Origin of the sequence: Duganella aquatilis (genome assembly GCF_009674565.1) — a bacterium.
GTDB classification, from domain to species: domain Bacteria; phylum Pseudomonadota; class Gammaproteobacteria; order Burkholderiales; family Burkholderiaceae_D; genus Rugamonas; species Rugamonas aquatilis.
Genome location: NZ_WKJL01000032.1, coordinates 39,610 through 55,417, shown reverse-complemented (window position 1 = coordinate 55,417; position 15,808 = coordinate 39,610). Strand labels below are relative to the sequence as shown.

Sequence of the window (15,808 nt, the reverse complement as noted above, 5' to 3'; positions counted from 1 at the left end):
GGGGTCAGTGCCGACATTCGGACACGGCCTCAGCCGCGCGCGGCTGAGGCCGTGTCCGAATGTCGGCACTGACCCCGGTTTTGCTAGCCGCGCAGGCCCTGCACCGCGAAGCTGGCGATCGCGCGCAAGGTGGCGATGCTGGCGCCGGCTTTGGCGCTGATCTTCATGCCGGACAGCGTGGCGGCGACAAAGCTGGTGGCCTGGGCGATGTCGGTATCGGCCGGAATTTCGCCGCTGGCGGCAGCCTCGCGCAGCAGCGCTTCCAGCGCGCGGTTCAACCGCTTGCCGCTTGCGTCGCGTAGCGCGTTGACTTCCTCGTCGCCGGTGCCGAATTCGGAAATGGCATTGACGCCCATGCAGCCCTTGGCGTTGTCGCGCCTGGGACGGCCGGCGAAGGCTTGCAGCATATTGTCGACGGCGCCGAGGGCGGTGTCGCCTTTCAGGTTGCGCAGCAGGTCGGTCACGCTGTCCTGGCTGTATTGCGCCAGCGCTTCCAGGTACAGCGTGCGCTTGTCGCCGAAAGTGTCGTACAGGCTCTGGCGGCCGATCTGCATCGCTTCCAGCAGGTCGCTGGTGGAGGTGGCGGCGTAGCCTTTTTGCCAGAACACCTCCTGTGCTCTGTTCAATGCATCGACGCGGTCGAATTCTCTTTGCCTTGCCACTGCTGTTCCTTGGTTAGTTCGCGTCGTGGAAGATGATGCCCAGCGTATGGCGCTGGCCCTTCCGCAGCCGGCTCACGCCGTGCCGCAGGTTGACGCGGTAGATGCCACGCGTGCCCTGCACGGGACGGTGGTTGACGGCGAAGATTACCATGTCGCCGCGTTTCAGCGGTACGACTTCGACCCGCGACTGCATGCGCGGACGCTGCTCGGTCAGCACGAATTCGCCGCCGTCGAAGTCCTTGCCCGGTTGGCTGAGCAGCACCGCAGCCTGCAACGGGAACACGTGTTCGCCGTAGAGATCCTGGTGCAGGCAGTTGTAGTCGCCCTCCGTGTATTGCAGCAGCAGCGGCGTCGGACGCTGCTGGCCGGCGGCGTGGCAGCGCGCCAGGAAGCCGGTTTGCTCGGCCGGGAAGCGGTCCGGCAGGTCCATCAGCTCGTGCCAGCGGTTGGCGATGTGCGCCAGCGGGCCATACAGCGCGTTGCGCAGCGCCGAGATGGTCGATGGCAGCGGATAGCGGAAGTACTGGTATTCGCCGCTGCCGAAGCCGTGCTGCGACATCACCACGCGGCTGCGGAACAGCTGCGGCTGCGCGTACTGCGCGGCCATGACGGCGCATTCCTCGGCGGTCAGCATGCCGGGCAGGATGGCGTAGCCGTGCGCATTCAGCTCGTCGCCGATGGCCTGCCAGTCCAGTCCCGCCACGTGCACGGCGATGCCCGCCGCCGCCCCCACGGCCCGCCGCGCGATGGCCTGCGCCTGCGCGTCGGGCGTCGCCACCGGCGGCGCCTTGCGCGGCTTGCGTTCTGCGGCGGCGTCGCCGAAATCCAGTTCTCCGTTACTCACTGACCGCCTCTCTGTTCAATAATTCCGCCTTGCGGTCCACGCCCCAGCGGTAGCCGGAGAGCGCGCCGTCGTTGCGCACCACGCGGTGACACGGTATCGCCACCGCGATGCTGTTGGCCGCGCAGGCGCTGGCCACGGCGCGGGCGCCGCGCGGCACGCCGGCCAGTTGCGCCAGCTCGGCATAGCTGACCCGGCGCCCGGGCGGGATCGCCCGCAGCACCTGCCAAACGCGCTGCTGGAACGCCGTGCCGCGCACATCGAGCGGCAGGTCCAGGCCCACCGACGGCTGCTCGACCATGCCGACCACGCGCGACACCACCTGCTCGTATTCCGGCTCGGCGCCGATCAGCTCCGCCTTCGGGAAGCGGTCCTGCAGATCGCGCACCAGGAAATCCGGATCGTCATCGATCAGGATAGCGCAGATGCCCTGCGCCGTGCTGGCCACCAGGATCGGCCCCAGCGAACACTCGGCAATCGCGAAGCGGATCTGCTCCCCGGCGCCGCCGGCGCGGAAGGCCGACGGCTTCATGCCCAGCACCGCCGGCGACTGCGCGTAAAACCGCCCGCTGGAATTGAAGCCGGCCGCATACATCGCCTCGGTCACGCTGGCCTGCCCGGCCAGGCCGGCCTGCACCCGCCGCGCGCGCGCCGCGTTGGCGTAGGCTTTCGGCGTAATCCCGGTCACCGCCTTGAACATGCGATGGAAGTAAAAGCGGCTGACGCCCACCGCCGCCGCCAGTTGGTCCAGGTCCGGCGACTCCTCCGCCTCGTCGATCAGGCGGCAGGCCTGGGCGACGATGGCGGCCTGGCGCTCGGCCAGCGGCGGCTGGTCCGGCTTGCAGCGCAGGCAGGGACGGAAGCCGGCCTGCTCGGCCGCCTCGCGGCTGGCGTGGAAGGCCACGTTCTTGCGCAGCGCCGGACGCGCCGCGCACGATGGCCGGCAATACACGCCGGTGCTGCTGACCGAATACCAGAATTCGCCGTCGGCGCCGGCGTCGCGCTGCTGCACAGCGTTCCAGCGCGCTGCATCGCTACCGTAATTGTCCATCTCAGGCTCCGTAATTGGTGGAATGACGCCATCCTACCCAGCACAAAAAACCGCGGCACTCCGCCTCTTGCTTTTGAATTGTACAAGGATGCGATGCTAGAATGACACCTCACCAGGAGACAGCCGTTTGGACGACCAAGTTACGCAAGACAGCACGCCTATTTTCCAGCGCATCAAGGACTACCTGCTGGCCGAAATCGCCGCCGGCACCTGGAAGGAAGGCGACGTGATCCCGTCCGAGCAGGCGCTGGTCAAGCAGTTCGGCGTCTCGCGCATGACCGTCAACCGCGCCGTGCGCGAACTCACCGCCGAACAGGTGCTCACGCGGCGCCAGGGTTCCGGCACCTACGTGGCCCAGCAAAAATACCAGGCCACGCTGCTGGAGATCAAATCCATCGCCGACGAGGTGCGCGCGCGCGGCCACGCCCACCGCAGCAGCCTGCAGCAGCTGGAACGGGTGCGCGCCAACGACCTGATGGCCAAGCAGTTCGACCTGCCGCCCGGCCACCAGCTGTTCCACTCGGTGATCGTGCACTTTGAGAACGGCGTGCCGATCCAGGTCGAGGACCGCTGGGTCAACCCGCAATGCGCGCCGGACTACATGGAGCAGGACTTCGCCCACATCACGCCCAACGAATACCTGATGCAGGCCGCGCCGCTGCAGGGCGCCACCTACAGCATCGAGGCGCTGGCGGCGCCGCGCGACGTGGCCGACATGCTGGCCATCGACACCCGCCAGGCCTGCCTGGTGCTCAAGCGCCAGACCCATTCCGGCGGCATGATCGCCTCGCTGGTGACGATGTGGCATCCCGGCCACCGCTACCAGTTCGCCGGCAGCTTCAACCAGTAGAAGCGATTACTATCGCATCGCAAGCCACACCGGCCCGCGCTTTCTCTCCGATTGTCACGAAAATCGCGCAAAAGTGTTAAATTCAGGCGCTTTTCCCGCCTGCGGATGACGCAATCGTTTTCTTACCACGGCGTGGCCTATAGTGCTGGCTTCGATGCTATAGTTTTCCCGGTACAGTACCCAGCGTCCACCGAAAGGGATCACTTGCTTCACAGCCGTCCGCGCTTGCGCCAGCCACGCTGGCTACGTCTGTCGCACTGGATAGCGACCGGCGCGCTGACGGCATGCGCGTTCGCGCTGGCGCCGGCGGCGACCGCCGCGGAAAAAGTCACCATCCAGCTCAAATGGCTGCACCAGTTCCAGTTCGCCGGCTACTACGCGGCCCAGGACCAGGGCTATTACCGCGACGCCGGCCTCGATGTCACGCTGCTGGAGGCGCGCCCCGGCTACGATCCCCTGCAAACCGTGGTGCAGGGCCACGCCCAGTACGGCGTCGGCAACACCTCGCTGCTGCTGGCGCGCGGCATCGGCCAGCCGGTGGTGGTGCTGGCCTCGATCTTCCAGCATTCCGGCGCCGCCCTGCTGCGCCGGGTCGAGGCCGACGGCCAGCCGCGCCCGTGGCCAGGCGCGCGCCTGATGATCGCCCCCAACAACGAGGAACTGACGGTGTTCCTGAAAAAGCAGGGCGTGCGCATGAACCAGCTGTACCCGGTGCCGCACAGTTACAACTACGATGACCTGGCCGAGGGCCGGGTCGACGCCATGTCGGTCTACGTGACCGAGGCGCCGTACGTGCTGGACCGGCTCAACCTGCGCTACGAGCTGCTGTCGCCCGGCGCCCACGGCCTGGATTTCTACGGCGACGTGCTGTACACCACCGAAAGCGAATTGCGCGAGCACCCGGCGCGCGTGCAGGCGCTGCGCGAGGCGACGCTGCGCGGCTGGCGCTACGCCATGCAGCACCCGGCCCAGATCGCCGACCTGATACGCGCCCGCTATCCCGAACGCCACAGCCGCGAGCACCTGATGTTCGAAGCGCAACGCATCGCCACGCTGCTGGAACAGCCGCTGATCGAACTCGGTTACAACAACCCGGAACGCTGGCGCGCCATCGCCCGCGCCTACAGCGAACAGGGCATGCTGCCGGCGAATTTCAGCATCGACGGCTTCCTGTACCAGCCGCCGGACGACCCGCCGCTGCTGCGCTACGGCGGCGCCATCCTCGGCCTGCTGCTGTTGCTGACGTCGATGTGGATGGCGTGGCGCCTGCGGCTGCAGGCCGGCGCGCTGCGCCTGGCGCTCGCGGAACTGGGCAGCGCCGAGCGCATGGCCAGCTTCGCGCTGGAAGGCTCGGGCGAAGGCACCTGGGAATGGCGGCTCGACAGCGGCACGCTGGCGTTTTCGCCCAGCTACTGCCGCATGCTGGGCTACCGCCCCGAGGAATTCCACCCGACGCTGGCGCAGTGGCTGGACTATGTCCATCCCGACGACCGCCGCAACGTCGAACACGGCATCGCGCTGCACCTGGCCAGCACCACCGCGGCCACCGGCCATATCCGCAGCGAGCACCGCCTGCGCACCCGCGACGGCAGCTGGAAGTGGGTGCTGGCGCGCGGCACCATCCTGCAGCGCGACGCCCACGGCAAGCCGCTGCGCGCCGCCGGCACCATGGTCGACATCGCCGAACGCGCGCTGGCCGAGGAAGCGCGCCTGTGGGCCGTGGTGGACGCCACGCCCGGCGCGCTGCTGGTGGCCGACAAGCACGGCCAGGTGCGCCACGCCAATCCGGCCTGTGCCCACAGCTTCGGCTACGAGGGCGACATGGCGGGCCAGCAGGTCGAACAGCTGGCGCCGGAAGCGATGCGCGCCAACGGCCGCGTGCGCGAACTGTTCGTCCGGCCCAACCTGCCGGGCCGCGTGCTGTGCGTGCTGCGCGCCGACGGCAGCAGCTTCCCGGCCATGGTGCACATGACGCCGGTGGAGCTGGCCGGCCAGCAGCTGGTGATCGTGGCGCTGCGCGACATGACCCAGCGCCAGCGCGCCGAGGAGGCGCTGCAGGCCAGCTCGGCGCGCTACCGCCAGATCGTGCAGACCGCCGCCGAGGGCATCTGGATGACCAACGCCGACGACCGCACCACCTTCGTCAACCCGACGCTGGCGCAGATGCTGGACTACGACGCCGAACACATGATGGGCCGCGCCATGACCGACTTCATGGACGACAGCGGCCGCGCGCTGCTCAAGCAGCACCTGCAGCGGCGCCTGTCGGGCGAGGCGGCGCAGGGCGACGTCTGCTTCCTGCGCAGCGACGGCAGCACCGTCTGGTGCCTGCTGTCGACCACCGTGATGAACGCCGACTCCGGCCACTACGCCGGCATGCTGGCGATGCTGACCGATATCACCGCGCGCCGCCAGGCGGAAGAAGCGCTGCACGATTCCAGCCAGCGCCTGGCCTCGATCTTCAACGCCGTCACCAACGGCCTGGTGATGGTCGACGGCCACGGCGTCGTCATCGAGCGCAACGCCGCCGCCGCGCGCATGCTGGCGCACACGCCGGAATTCAGCGCCGGCGGCCTGTGGGCCGGCGTGCGCGAGGACGGCACGCCGTTCGACGCCGGCAGCCATCCGGTGCAGCAGGCGCTGGCGCTGGGCATGTCGGTGCGCGACGTGGTGATGGGCCTGGCGCAGCCGGACGGCACGCGCTGCTGGATGTCGGTCAATGCCGAACCGATCCCCGACGACAGCGGCGCCATCCACCTGGTGGTGGCCAGCCTGACCGAGATCACCGACCGCAAGCGCGGCGAAGACGCACTGCGCGAGTTGAACGAGCACCTGGAGGAGCGCGTCGAGATGCGCACGCGCGAACTCGATCACGCGCGCCTGGTCGCCGAGGAAGCCAGCCAGACCAAGGGCCAGTTCCTGGCCAATATGAGCCACGAGATCCGCACGCCGATGAACGGCGTGATCGGCATGGCCTACCTGGCGCTGAAGACCGAACTCGATCCGCGCCAGCGCGACTACCTGGAAAAGATCCGCTTCGCCGGCGAGCACCTGCTGGGCATCATCGACGATATCCTCGACATCTCCAAGATCGAGGCCGGCAAGCTGGAGATCGAGCAGGTCGACTTCGCGCTCGACCACGTGATCCAGACGCTGAACACCGTGGTGGCGCCGAAGGCCGCCAGCCGCGAGCTGGAACTGGTGTACGACCTCGATCCGACCCTGCCCAAGGTGCTGCGCGGCGACCCGCTGCGGCTCGGCCAGGTGCTGATCAACTACGCCAACAACGCCATCAAGTTCAGCGAGAAGGGCCGCATCGAGGTGCGGGTGCGCCAGGTGGTCGGCGACGCCCACGGCTGCCTGCTGCGCTTTGAAGTGAGCGACTGCGGCATCGGCCTGTCGGAAGGCGAAATCGACAAGCTGTTCCAGCAATTCCAGCAGGCCGACACCTCCACCACGCGCGAATACGGCGGCACCGGCCTGGGCCTGGCGATCTGCAAGCAGCTGGCGCAGCTGATGGGCGGCGAGGTCGGCGTGCGCAGCCGTCCCGGCCAGGGCAGCACCTTCTGGTTCACCGCGCGCCTGGGCATCAGCGACGCCTCGGTGCCGGCGCTGATCGACCGCGTCAAGGACGCCGCCGCCGAGCTGCTGGCGTCCTCGCGCAGCGCCGCCGTCATGGCGGCGCTGAAGAACGCCCGCATCCTGCTGGTGGAGGACAACACCTTCAACCAGCAGATCGCGCTGGAGATGCTGGAGGAAGTAGGCTCCTCGGTATGCCTGGCCGCCAACGGCATGGAGGCGCTGGAGCTGCTGCGCCAGACCGCCTTCGACTGCGTGCTGATGGACGTGCAGATGCCACTGATGGACGGCCTGGAGGCCACCCGCCGCATCCGCGCCGACCCGCGCCTGGCCGACATGCGGGTGCTGGCCATGACCGCCACCGCCACCAGCGAGGACCGGGTGCGCTGCATCGAGGCCGGCATGGACGATTTCATCTCCAAGCCGATCCAGCCGGCGCTGATGTACCAGACCATCGCCAACTGGCTGCCGGAGCGCGAGGACGGCGCCGCGCCGGCGCCGCCGTCGGCCTGGCCGCCGCGCCCCGCCTTCAAGCCGACCCTGGGCGGCGACCCGGCCGTGATCGATTTGTCGATCCTGGCCAAGCTGCTCGGCTACCACCCGCACAAGGTGCGCAAGTTCGCCTTCAAGTTCCTGCAGAACACCCAGGACGGCCTGACCCAGATGGAGGCGGCGCTGCGACGCGGCGACCTGGCCGCGCTGCGCGACCTCGGCCACAAGCTGAAATCGCCGGCGCGCACCGTCGGCGCGCTGGGCATGGGCGACATGATGCTGGAACTGGAACAGCTGCCGGCCGACGCCAGCGACGCCGACAACCAGCAGCAGGCCCGCCAGTTGCTGCAAAAACTGTGGCCGCTGCTGGAACAGATCACCGAACAGATCATGACCAACACCACCTTCGCCGACGACAACTGAACAGAATTGCGCGGCTTTTGACAAACCACCGCACATTTCTGAAAAATGGGTTATTATTTACGCCATCCCTGCCTGCCGACCTTGTTGCTATCCCCTCCGAGACATTGAAATCGCGCGAATGGCACCCAACTGCTGCCCATGGCAGCGTTTGAGGCCCGTCCCCAGGCGTTATTACTTACATCTACCTCGATTGAGGAAATTATGAGCGAAAATATCAAACACATTACCGATGCATCCTTTGAAGCCGACGTGCTCAAGTCCGACCGCCCTGTGCTGGTCGACTTCTGGGCCGAATGGTGCGGCCCATGCAAGAGCATCGCCCCGATCCTGGAAGAAGTCGCCAAAGAATACGAAGGCAAGATTCAGATCGCCAAGTTGGACGTCGATTCGAACCAGGCGGTTCCGGCCAAATTCGGCATCCGCGGCATTCCGACCCTGATCCTGTTCAAGAACGGCGTCGCGGCCGCGCAAAAGGTTGGCGCAATGGCAAAAGGCCAGCTGACCTCTTTCATCGACAGCAATATCTAAGTAAGATATCGTTACGTTGCAACAGCGGCGCCGCGCCCGCGGCCGCCGCTGAATAATACGAGACACCCACGTAGTTCCCTCCCCTACCTTTACTTTCCCGTCACGGGATACTCAACAATATGCATCTATCTGAATTAAAGGCCTTGCACGTTTCGGCGTTGTTGGAAATGGCCATCGGACTGGATATCGACAATGCGGCGCGTCTGCGCAAGCAAGAGTTGATGTTCGCCATCCTGAAAAAACGCGCCAAATCGGGCGAGCAGATCTTCGGCGACGGCGCCCTGGAAGTGCTGCCGGACGGCTTCGGCTTCCTGCGTTCGCCGGACGCCAGCTACATGGCCTCCACCGACGACATCTACATCTCGCCGTCGCAGATCCGCCGCTTCAACCTGCACACCGGCGACTCGATCGAGGGCGAAGTGCGCACCCCGAAAGACGGCGAGCGTTATTTCGCGCTGGTCAAGGTCGACAAGGTCAACGGCGAATCGCCGGAAGCCTCGAAACACCGCATATTGTTTGAGAATCTGACGCCGCTGCACCCGAACGAGCCGCTGCGCCTGGAACGCGACATCAACGGCACGGAAAACATCACCGGCCGCATCATCGACCTGATCGCGCCGATCGGCAAGGGCCAGCGCGGCCTGCTGGTGGCGTCGCCGAAGTCCGGCAAATCGGTGATGCTGCAGCACATCGCCCACGCGATCACCTCCAACCACCCGGACGTCACCCTCATCGTGCTGCTGATCGACGAACGTCCAGAGGAAGTGACCGAGATGCAGCGCTCGGTGCGCGGCGAAGTCGTGGCCTCGACCTTCGACGAACCGGCCACCCGCCACGTGCAGGTCGCCGAGATGGTGCTGGAAAAAGCCAAGCGCCTGGTCGAAATGAAAAAAGACGTGGTCATCCTGCTGGATTCGATCACCCGCCTGGCGCGCGCCTACAACACCGTGATCCCGGCCTCCGGCAAGGTGCTGACCGGCGGTGTCGACGCCAACGCGCTGCAGCGTCCGAAGCGCTTCTTCGGCGCCGCCCGTAACGTCGAGGAAGGCGGCTCGCTGACCATCGTCGCCACCGCGCTGATCGAAACCGGCTCGCGCATGGACGACGTGATCTACGAGGAATTCAAGGGTACCGGCAACATGGAGGTGCACCTGGAGCGCCGCCTGGCCGAAAAACGCGTCTACCCGTCGATCAACCTGAACAAATCGGGCACCCGCCGCGAGGAACTGCTGATCAAGCCGGACCAGCTGCAGAAGATCTGGATCCTGCGCAAGCTGCTGTACTCGATGGATGAGATCGAGGCGATGGAGTTCATCCTCGACAAGATGCGCGCGACGAAGAACAACACCGAGTTCTTCGACATGATGCGTCGCGGCGGCTAAGCCTGGCTTAGTCGTATCAAACAGGCAACCTCGGTTGCCTGTTTGCGTTTACCCCGGTATAATCCCCGATCGCATTATTCAACCAGGCAAGTGAGCGGCAATCGGGTCACGAGGCATGACAGACCGACGAAGTGCTGTTTGGCTACCAAACTACTGAGGCTACACATGAAAGCAGATACCCATCCAGATTACCGTGAAGTTGTCTTCCACGACCTGTCGTGCGATTTCAAATTCATCACCCGTTCGACCATCGGCACCCGCGAAAAAATCGAGTTCAACGGTAAAGAATACCCGTTGGTCAAGATCGAGGTGTCGGCTGAATCGCACCCGTTCTACACCGGCAAACACAAAATCGTCGACACCGCTGGCCGCGTTGAGAAATTCCGCCAGAAGTTCGGTTCGGTCGGTTCGAAAACCGCTGTCGCAGCCGGCTAATTCTTGCCGCTTCGATAAAAAAAGCAGCCTCTGGCTGCTTTTTTTGTTTGATACCGTCATACTCCGGTTCTACTCTTAAAACACACTGATCGATGAAGCCAGTCCGTCTTCCCGCCGCCGCTACCTTGGCATTGCCGCGCTGGGCGCTGTTCGCCCTCGGCCTGTTGTACATCCTGCCTGGCCTGATCGGCCGCGACCCGTGGAAGAACGACGACGCCGCCAGCTTCGGCATCATGTGGACCATGGCGCACGGCGGCTGGCAGGACTGGCTGTGGCCGAACATTTCCGGCCTGTCGTGGCCGGACGAAGGCCCGCTGGCCTTCTGGCTCGGCGCGCTCGGCATCAAGCTGTTCGGCTGGCTGCTGGGCGACGTGCTGGGCGCCCGCGTCGGCACCGTGCTGGTATTCCTGCTGGGCGCGCTGTCGCTGTGGTACGCCACCTTCAACCTGGGCCGCCGCCAGGACGCGCAACCGCTGCGCCTGGCCTTTGGCGGCCAGCCCGAACCGGACGACTTCGGCCGCACGCTGGCCGACGCCGCCCTGCTGATCTACCTCGGCTGCCTCGGCCTGCTGCTGCACAGCCACGAAACCACGCCGGAAGCGCTGCAGGTGTCCCTGACCGCGCTGCTGCTGTACCGCACCGTGCGCTACGTGGAAAAACCGTCGCTGCGCAACGCCGCCCTGAGCGGCCTGGCGGTCGGCCTGCTGACGCTGACGCGCGGCTGGCTGACGCCGGTGTGCCTGGTGCTGGCCCTGTTTGCCTGCACCCGCTTCCTGGCGCAGCCGGCCATCCGCGCCGTGCGCGACCTCGGCGCCACGCTGGCCGTCGGCGCCGTGGTGGTCGCGTTGTGGCTGCTGCCGGCGCAGTTGCTGGAGCCCTACCATCAGCAGCCGTTGAACGCCTGGATGGACTGGAACTGGCTGCAGCTGGACTGGCCCAGCTGGGCCTCGGTCAAATTCTTCTTCCGCGTCGGCCTGTGGTTCTTCTGGCCGGCCTGGCCGTTCGCCGGCTGGGCGGTGTGGGCCTGGCGCCGCCAGCGCGGCGTGCTGCACATCGTGGTGCCGCTGGCCTTCGTCGTCGTCGGCCTGCTGCTGACGCTGTGCCATCCGCAACCCGAGCAGGGCCAGCTGCTGGTGCTGCTGCCGCCGCTGGCGGTGATGGCCGCTTTCGGCCTGCTGACCGTCAAGCGCGGCGCCATCAACGCCATCGACTGGTTCTCGGTGATGGCGCTGACCATGTGCGCGGCGGTCATCTGGCTATTCTGGATCGCCACGCTGACCGGCTGGCCGGAAAAGGCCGCGCGCAACGCCCTCAAGCTGGTGCCGGGCTTCACGCCGGAGGTGGGCTGGATTGCCTTCGTCGTGGCGCTGGCCGCCACGCTGGGCTGGTTTGTGCTGGTGTACTGGCGCATCTCGCGCCAGCCGGCGGTGCTGTGGCGCGCCGTGGTGCTGTCCTCGGGCGGCCTGATCCTGATCTGGATTCTGCTGATGACGCTGTTCCTGCCGGACTTCAACTACGGCAAGAGCTACGCCAGCGTGGCGCAGCAGATCGCCGCCAAGCTACCGCCTGGCAAGCACTGCATCGAATCGAATATCGGCGCGGCCCAGCGCGCATCGTTTGCCTACTACGCGCAGCTGCCGTTCGCCGGCGTGGAAACCGACCACTGCGACCTGCTGCTGTTGCAAGATAGCATCAAGCTGCGCGACGACCGCGAAATCGTGCCGCAGTACCGGGGCAAGCAGTGGGTGCTGCTGTGGGAAGGCCGGCGCGCGGCCGACCGCGAGGAACGCTTCCGCCTGTATCGCCGCGCCAACTGAAGCGGGGCCGGCGGGCGGCAATACAACGCTGTATTGCCGCGCGGGTAGCATGCTGCTATGCTTTTTGGCAGAAAGCGGCCAGCCCATGCGATTTATTATCCTGACATTATTCCTGCTGGCGACGGGTGGCGCAGCGCGCGCAGCGCCACTGCTGATCACCACGGAGCACTCGCCGCCATCGAGCATGCGCGACGCCGACGGCGTCATCATCGGCCGCGCCACCGACAAGGTGCGCGAAATCATGGCGCGCACCGGCACCGACTACCGCATCGACCAGTTGCCGTGGAAACGCGCCTACATGACGGCGCAAACGCAGGAGCAGACCTGCGTGTATTCGACCTCGCGCACGCCGGAGCGCGAGCAGCTGTTCAAATGGGTGGGCCCCACCGATGAAGCCGAATGGCAGTTCTGGGGCCGGGCCGACCACAGCTTCCCGCTCAACACGATCGACGACGCCCGCAAGCTGCGTATCGGCACCGCCATCGGCGACGCCCGCGACGACTACCTGCGCAGCCGCGGCTTCAACGTCGACGCCGTCAGCAACGACCTGATCAATCCGCAAAAGCTGCTGCTCAACCGCATCGACCTGTGGGCGGTCTCGGTGCGCAATGGCGGAACCGGCCCGGGCCCCTATGACTGGTCGGACAAGGTGGTGCCGCTGATGGTGTTCCATCGCGTGAAAGTTTACCTGGCGTGCAACCTGGCCGTGCCGAACGAGCTGATCGACAAGCTGAACGCCGCCCTGGCCGACATGCGGCGCGACGGCACCCTGGCGAAGATCGACCGCAAATACGAGCACTGGGGCAAAAGCCCTTAAGCTCAGCGGCGCGCCATCATGATGCCGTTGGCCGGCACGTTCTTGGCCAGATGCATCTTCTGGAAATCGCTGATGGCCAGGGCGTCGCCGCCGTCATGGAACTCGAAGCGCGTGCCGTCGTCGGTGACGAAGCTGGTTTGCGACGTGGCGTAGATGCGCACGGGGCGCGCGTTGCCCAGCGTGGCGTACAGCTTGGTCAGGCGGTTGTCGAAGGAGATTTTCTGGCCGTTTTCCAGCAGGTAGGTATTGTGATACGGCAGGAATTCATCGGGCTGCATCTGGTACTGGGCGGCGCGGGCAGCGCTGACGCTGACGCTGGTATCTTGGGCATAGGCAGCAGGCAGGGAACTCAGGGCAAGCGCGGTCACAACGCCAAGCAGGATCGTTTTCATGGTGTACTCCATCAGGTTGTAGGAACTGCGGGGAGCCACCGCTGCGGTTTGTATTTTCAGCGGGGACATGAGCAGATTAACAAACCATTTGGCCAATATCCGGCGTATGCGACGGGCGGCAAAAGCGCGTACCTCAAACGTCAAAAGCCGGGGATAAACGGTGTGCCGGCCGGCAGCTGTTGCGCGCCGCGAGTTTTTATGCGGCGCCGTGATACAAACGGCCCCAACAGGGATATAGTTGCGCATTGAATGAGTTGCCCTACGGCAGCAAACCAACAACTCCACCGGCTGCGCCTCCAGTCTGCGCACCGGCCTTGGCGGCCCCGGCTGCTGCGCCCCACCCTCGCGCCCAGCCCCGGCATCATGATCGTGATGATGCATTATGTTCACTCTTTACAAACTTCAAACCGCGCTGCGTAAAACCACTGTCCGTGCCGCCCTGCTGGTGCTGACGATCTCGCTGGCCATCCTGCTGGGCCTGCGCGCCGAGGTGCCGCAGGACGCCAGCCCCATCCTGCGCACCCAGGACATCGCCCAGATCACGGCGCTGCCGGCCAAGCGCGCGCAGCTGGACTACCTGCTGATTGCCGCGCCGCAGTCGGACGCGCCGCGCTACATCTTCAAGCTGAAGGATGACGCCAAGCTGTACGTGGTCAAGGTGCCGGGCACCACCCACCTGAGCCTGGAGCGCGAAGTCCTGCTGCGCAACAATATTCCGTACGCCATCGCCCGCGACGACTACCTGGCCTCGCACAAGGCGGTGATGCAGGACGATGAAGTGAGCATGCTGGCGCGCGTCGCCGCCTTCCTGGTGCGCCACGCGGTCGACATCCTGCTGGTGGGGCTGGTGCTGTTCGTGCTGCGCAACGGTCTGCCGGGCATGGGCGTGAGCGCCACCGTGCTGACGCCGGACCAGCTGGGCGGCAGCATGGACGACCTGATCGGCATGGAAGACATCAAGCAGGAAGTGCTGCACCTGGAGGAAATGATACGCAACCGCGCGCTGTACAAGGAACACGACATCGACAAGCCGTTCAACGTCATGCTGACGGGACCGGCGGGCACCGGCAAGACCAAGCTGGCCGGCTACCTGGCCAAGCGCCTCGACGTGCCGCTGATCACCGCCTCGGCCTCGGCGCTGGAATCGGGCTACATCGGCGGCGGCTCCAAGGCGCTGCACGCGCTGCACAAGAAAGCCTGCGCGCGCGGCAGCTGCATCATCTTCCTCGACGAAGCCCAGGGCCTGTTCATGCCGCGCGGCCGCGGCGAAAAGAAATGGGAAGACGACACCGCCAACACCCTGCTGGGCCTGCTCGACGGCGTGCGCAGCGACAAGGGCGCCGGCGTCATCTGGGTGGTCGCCTCCAACTTCGACGACGCCTCGACGCGCATGGACGAAGCCATGCTGCGCCGCTTCTCGGTCAAGATCAACTTCCGCCTGCCGAACAAGACCGAGCGCCGCGAACTGCTGCGCTCCTTCCTGATGCGCAAGGCCGACGGCTGCGTCGACTGGAAAGACTTGAACCTCGACCATGTGTCGGAAATCACCGCCAACCTCAGCCCGGCGGTGCTGCAAACCGTGGTCGAGCGCGCCAGCATGCTGTCGATCCAGGAAAAGCAGGTCATCAACACCGACCTGATGTTCCGCGCCTTCGAGCGCGCCACCATCGGCCTGACCGACCGCGCCACCACCGCCGAAAAGACCCGCCAGCGCGAACGCGTCGCCCTGCACGAACTGGGCCACTTCTTCATGCAGATCGACCCCTGGCTGCGCGAAGGCCTGCCGCTGGCCGAAGTGAAGGAACGCTCGCCGATGCTGAAGATCTCGACCGAATCGGTGTCCAAGCTGAACGCGCTGGGCTACGTGCTGTCGGCCTCGGACGACGTGGCCTTGCGCACGCTGGAAGAACTGGAGCGCGACGTCATCCAGCTGTACGGCGGCGTGGCGGCGGAAGAACTGTTCTACGGCCCGCGCGGCATCTCCGTCGGCAGCCAGAACGACATCGAGAAAGCCACCTCGATGCTGGACCTGATGGTCAACAAACTGTCGATGTACTCGCGCTCGAAGATCGACCACAGCCAGTTCAAGGACCAGGAGGCTGATCTGGGCCAGGTGGAAGCCAAGGCCGACGAGCTGTACAGCTACACCCTGACCGCCATTGCCGACTACCGCGACCAGATCAGCGAGCTGAAGGGCGTGCTGATGGACCAGTACGTGCTGTCGAAGGATGCGATCTTCGCGCTGCTGGAGCAGCAACAACAGGCGCAGCTTAAAAAAGCGGCATAAGGCAAGCTTGCTTGTTAAAAGATAAAAATCCGGGTGCAGGGTTGCGGCAGGGTGTCAAATGAGTGATAATGCGGGTCGCATTGCTACACACCTGCCTCGGTGGTGGAATTGGTAGACGCAGCGGACTCAAAATCCGCCGCCGCAAGGCGTGCCGGTTCGATTCCGGCCCGGGGCACCAGAATATAGAAAACCCCGCCAAGCTGCACAGCTTGGCGGGGTTTTTGTTGTCCATTGGCGCTATATAGACTTCTT

The 15,808-nt window shown here is 65.5% G+C and carries 12 protein-coding genes and 1 tRNA gene; 9 read left to right on the top strand and 4 right to left on the bottom strand.

The window, feature by feature from the left end; all coding sequences use genetic code 11:
* Window positions 1-83: 83 nt before the first annotated feature.
* Genes GJ698_RS27090 through ada form a run of 3 tightly spaced genes read right to left on the bottom strand, consistent with a single transcriptional unit; the run spans window position 84 to window position 2,554 of the window.
* A complete protein-coding gene (locus GJ698_RS27090; RefSeq protein ID WP_208023887.1) occupies window positions 84-662 on the bottom strand; it encodes a TetR/AcrR family transcriptional regulator in 579 nt (192 codons plus the stop codon).
* A 13-nt stretch (window positions 663-675) separates the two neighbouring features.
* Window positions 676-1,506, bottom strand: coding sequence for a 2OG-Fe(II) oxygenase (locus GJ698_RS27085; protein ID WP_371865450.1), 831 nt, complete (start codon window positions 1,504-1,506; stop codon window positions 676-678).
* Window positions 1,499-2,554: a bifunctional DNA-binding transcriptional regulator/O6-methylguanine-DNA methyltransferase Ada gene (gene ada / locus GJ698_RS27080; protein ID WP_154360975.1), complete on the bottom strand. Its 1,056-nt coding sequence runs from the start codon at window positions 2,552-2,554 to the stop codon at window positions 1,499-1,501. Before ada ends, GJ698_RS27085 begins: the two co-directional genes overlap by 8 nt.
* Window positions 2,555-2,681: 127 nt before the next feature.
* Here ada and hutC point away from each other — a divergent pair, with 127 nt between their 5' ends.
* The 7 genes from hutC to GJ698_RS27045 all read left to right on the top strand — a co-directional run bounded on the left by hutC (window position 2,682) and on the right by GJ698_RS27045 (window position 12,877).
* On the top strand, window positions 2,682-3,404 hold the full coding sequence (hutC, locus tag GJ698_RS27075; protein ID WP_154360974.1) for a histidine utilization transcriptional repressor HutC: 723 nt from the start codon (window positions 2,682-2,684) through the stop codon (window positions 3,402-3,404).
* 225 nt (window positions 3,405-3,629) lie between these two features.
* Window positions 3,630-7,898 carry a PAS domain S-box protein gene (locus GJ698_RS27070; protein ID WP_229260191.1) on the top strand — a complete coding sequence of 1,423 codons (4,269 nt, stop codon included), beginning with the start codon at window positions 3,630-3,632 and terminating at the stop codon, window positions 7,896-7,898.
* A gap of 201 nt (window positions 7,899-8,099) precedes the next feature.
* Entirely contained in the window at window positions 8,100-8,426 is a 327-nt protein-coding gene (gene trxA, locus GJ698_RS27065; RefSeq protein WP_154360972.1) for a thioredoxin TrxA, read from the top strand.
* Window positions 8,427-8,545: 119 nt separating this feature from the next.
* Window positions 8,546-9,808 (top strand): transcription termination factor Rho, encoded by a 1,263-nt coding sequence (rho, locus tag GJ698_RS27060; RefSeq protein ID WP_154360971.1) that lies wholly within the window; start codon window positions 8,546-8,548, stop codon window positions 9,806-9,808.
* A gap of 165 nt (window positions 9,809-9,973) precedes the next feature.
* Window positions 9,974-10,243 (top strand): type B 50S ribosomal protein L31, encoded by a 270-nt coding sequence (locus GJ698_RS27055; protein ID WP_154360970.1) that lies wholly within the window; start codon window positions 9,974-9,976, stop codon window positions 10,241-10,243.
* A 92-nt stretch (window positions 10,244-10,335) separates the two neighbouring features.
* Window positions 10,336-12,060 (top strand): ArnT family glycosyltransferase, encoded by a 1,725-nt coding sequence (locus tag GJ698_RS27050; protein WP_154360969.1) that lies wholly within the window; start codon window positions 10,336-10,338, stop codon window positions 12,058-12,060.
* 85 nt (window positions 12,061-12,145) lie between these two features.
* The gene (locus tag GJ698_RS27045; protein WP_154360968.1) at window positions 12,146-12,877 is read left to right on the top strand and encodes a substrate-binding periplasmic protein; all 732 of its coding nucleotides are present in this window, start codon (window positions 12,146-12,148) and stop codon (window positions 12,875-12,877) included.
* A gap of 2 nt (window positions 12,878-12,879) precedes the next feature.
* On the opposite strand, the gene GJ698_RS27040 is transcribed toward GJ698_RS27045, so the two are convergent.
* Window positions 12,880-13,269, bottom strand: a complete 390-nt coding sequence (locus GJ698_RS27040; RefSeq protein WP_154360967.1) for a gel scht — start codon at window positions 13,267-13,269, stop codon at window positions 12,880-12,882.
* A gap of 382 nt (window positions 13,270-13,651) precedes the next feature.
* Here GJ698_RS27040 and GJ698_RS27035 point away from each other — a divergent pair, with 382 nt between their 5' ends.
* Both GJ698_RS27035 and GJ698_RS27030 read left to right on the top strand, forming a co-directional pair.
* Complete coding sequence (locus GJ698_RS27035; RefSeq protein WP_154360966.1) at window positions 13,652-15,556, top strand: AAA family ATPase; 1,905 nt, start codon at window positions 13,652-13,654, stop codon at window positions 15,554-15,556.
* A gap of 93 nt (window positions 15,557-15,649) precedes the next feature.
* Window positions 15,650-15,734: transfer RNA gene (locus tag GJ698_RS27030), tRNA-Leu, on the top strand.
* Window positions 15,735-15,808: the final 74 nt, after the last annotated feature.

Excerpts from the sequence above, each read along its gene's own strand:
- ada (WP_154360975.1), bottom strand. The coding sequence starts at position 2,554 with ATGGACAATTACGGTAGCGATGCAGCGCGCTGGAACGCTGTGCAGCAG.
- trxA (WP_154360972.1), top strand. The coding sequence starts at position 8,100 with ATGAGCGAAAATATCAAACACATTACCGATGCATCCTTTGAAGCCGAC.
- rho (WP_154360971.1), top strand. The coding sequence starts at position 8,546 with ATGCATCTATCTGAATTAAAGGCCTTGCACGTTTCGGCGTTGTTGGAA.
- GJ698_RS27055 (WP_154360970.1), top strand. The coding sequence starts at position 9,974 with ATGAAAGCAGATACCCATCCAGATTACCGTGAAGTTGTCTTCCACGAC.
- GJ698_RS27050 (WP_154360969.1), top strand. The coding sequence starts at position 10,336 with ATGAAGCCAGTCCGTCTTCCCGCCGCCGCTACCTTGGCATTGCCGCGC.
- GJ698_RS27045 (WP_154360968.1), top strand. The coding sequence starts at position 12,146 with ATGCGATTTATTATCCTGACATTATTCCTGCTGGCGACGGGTGGCGCA.
- GJ698_RS27040 (WP_154360967.1), bottom strand. The coding sequence starts at position 13,269 with ATGAAAACGATCCTGCTTGGCGTTGTGACCGCGCTTGCCCTGAGTTCC.
- GJ698_RS27035 (WP_154360966.1), top strand. The coding sequence starts at position 13,652 with ATGTTCACTCTTTACAAACTTCAAACCGCGCTGCGTAAAACCACTGTC.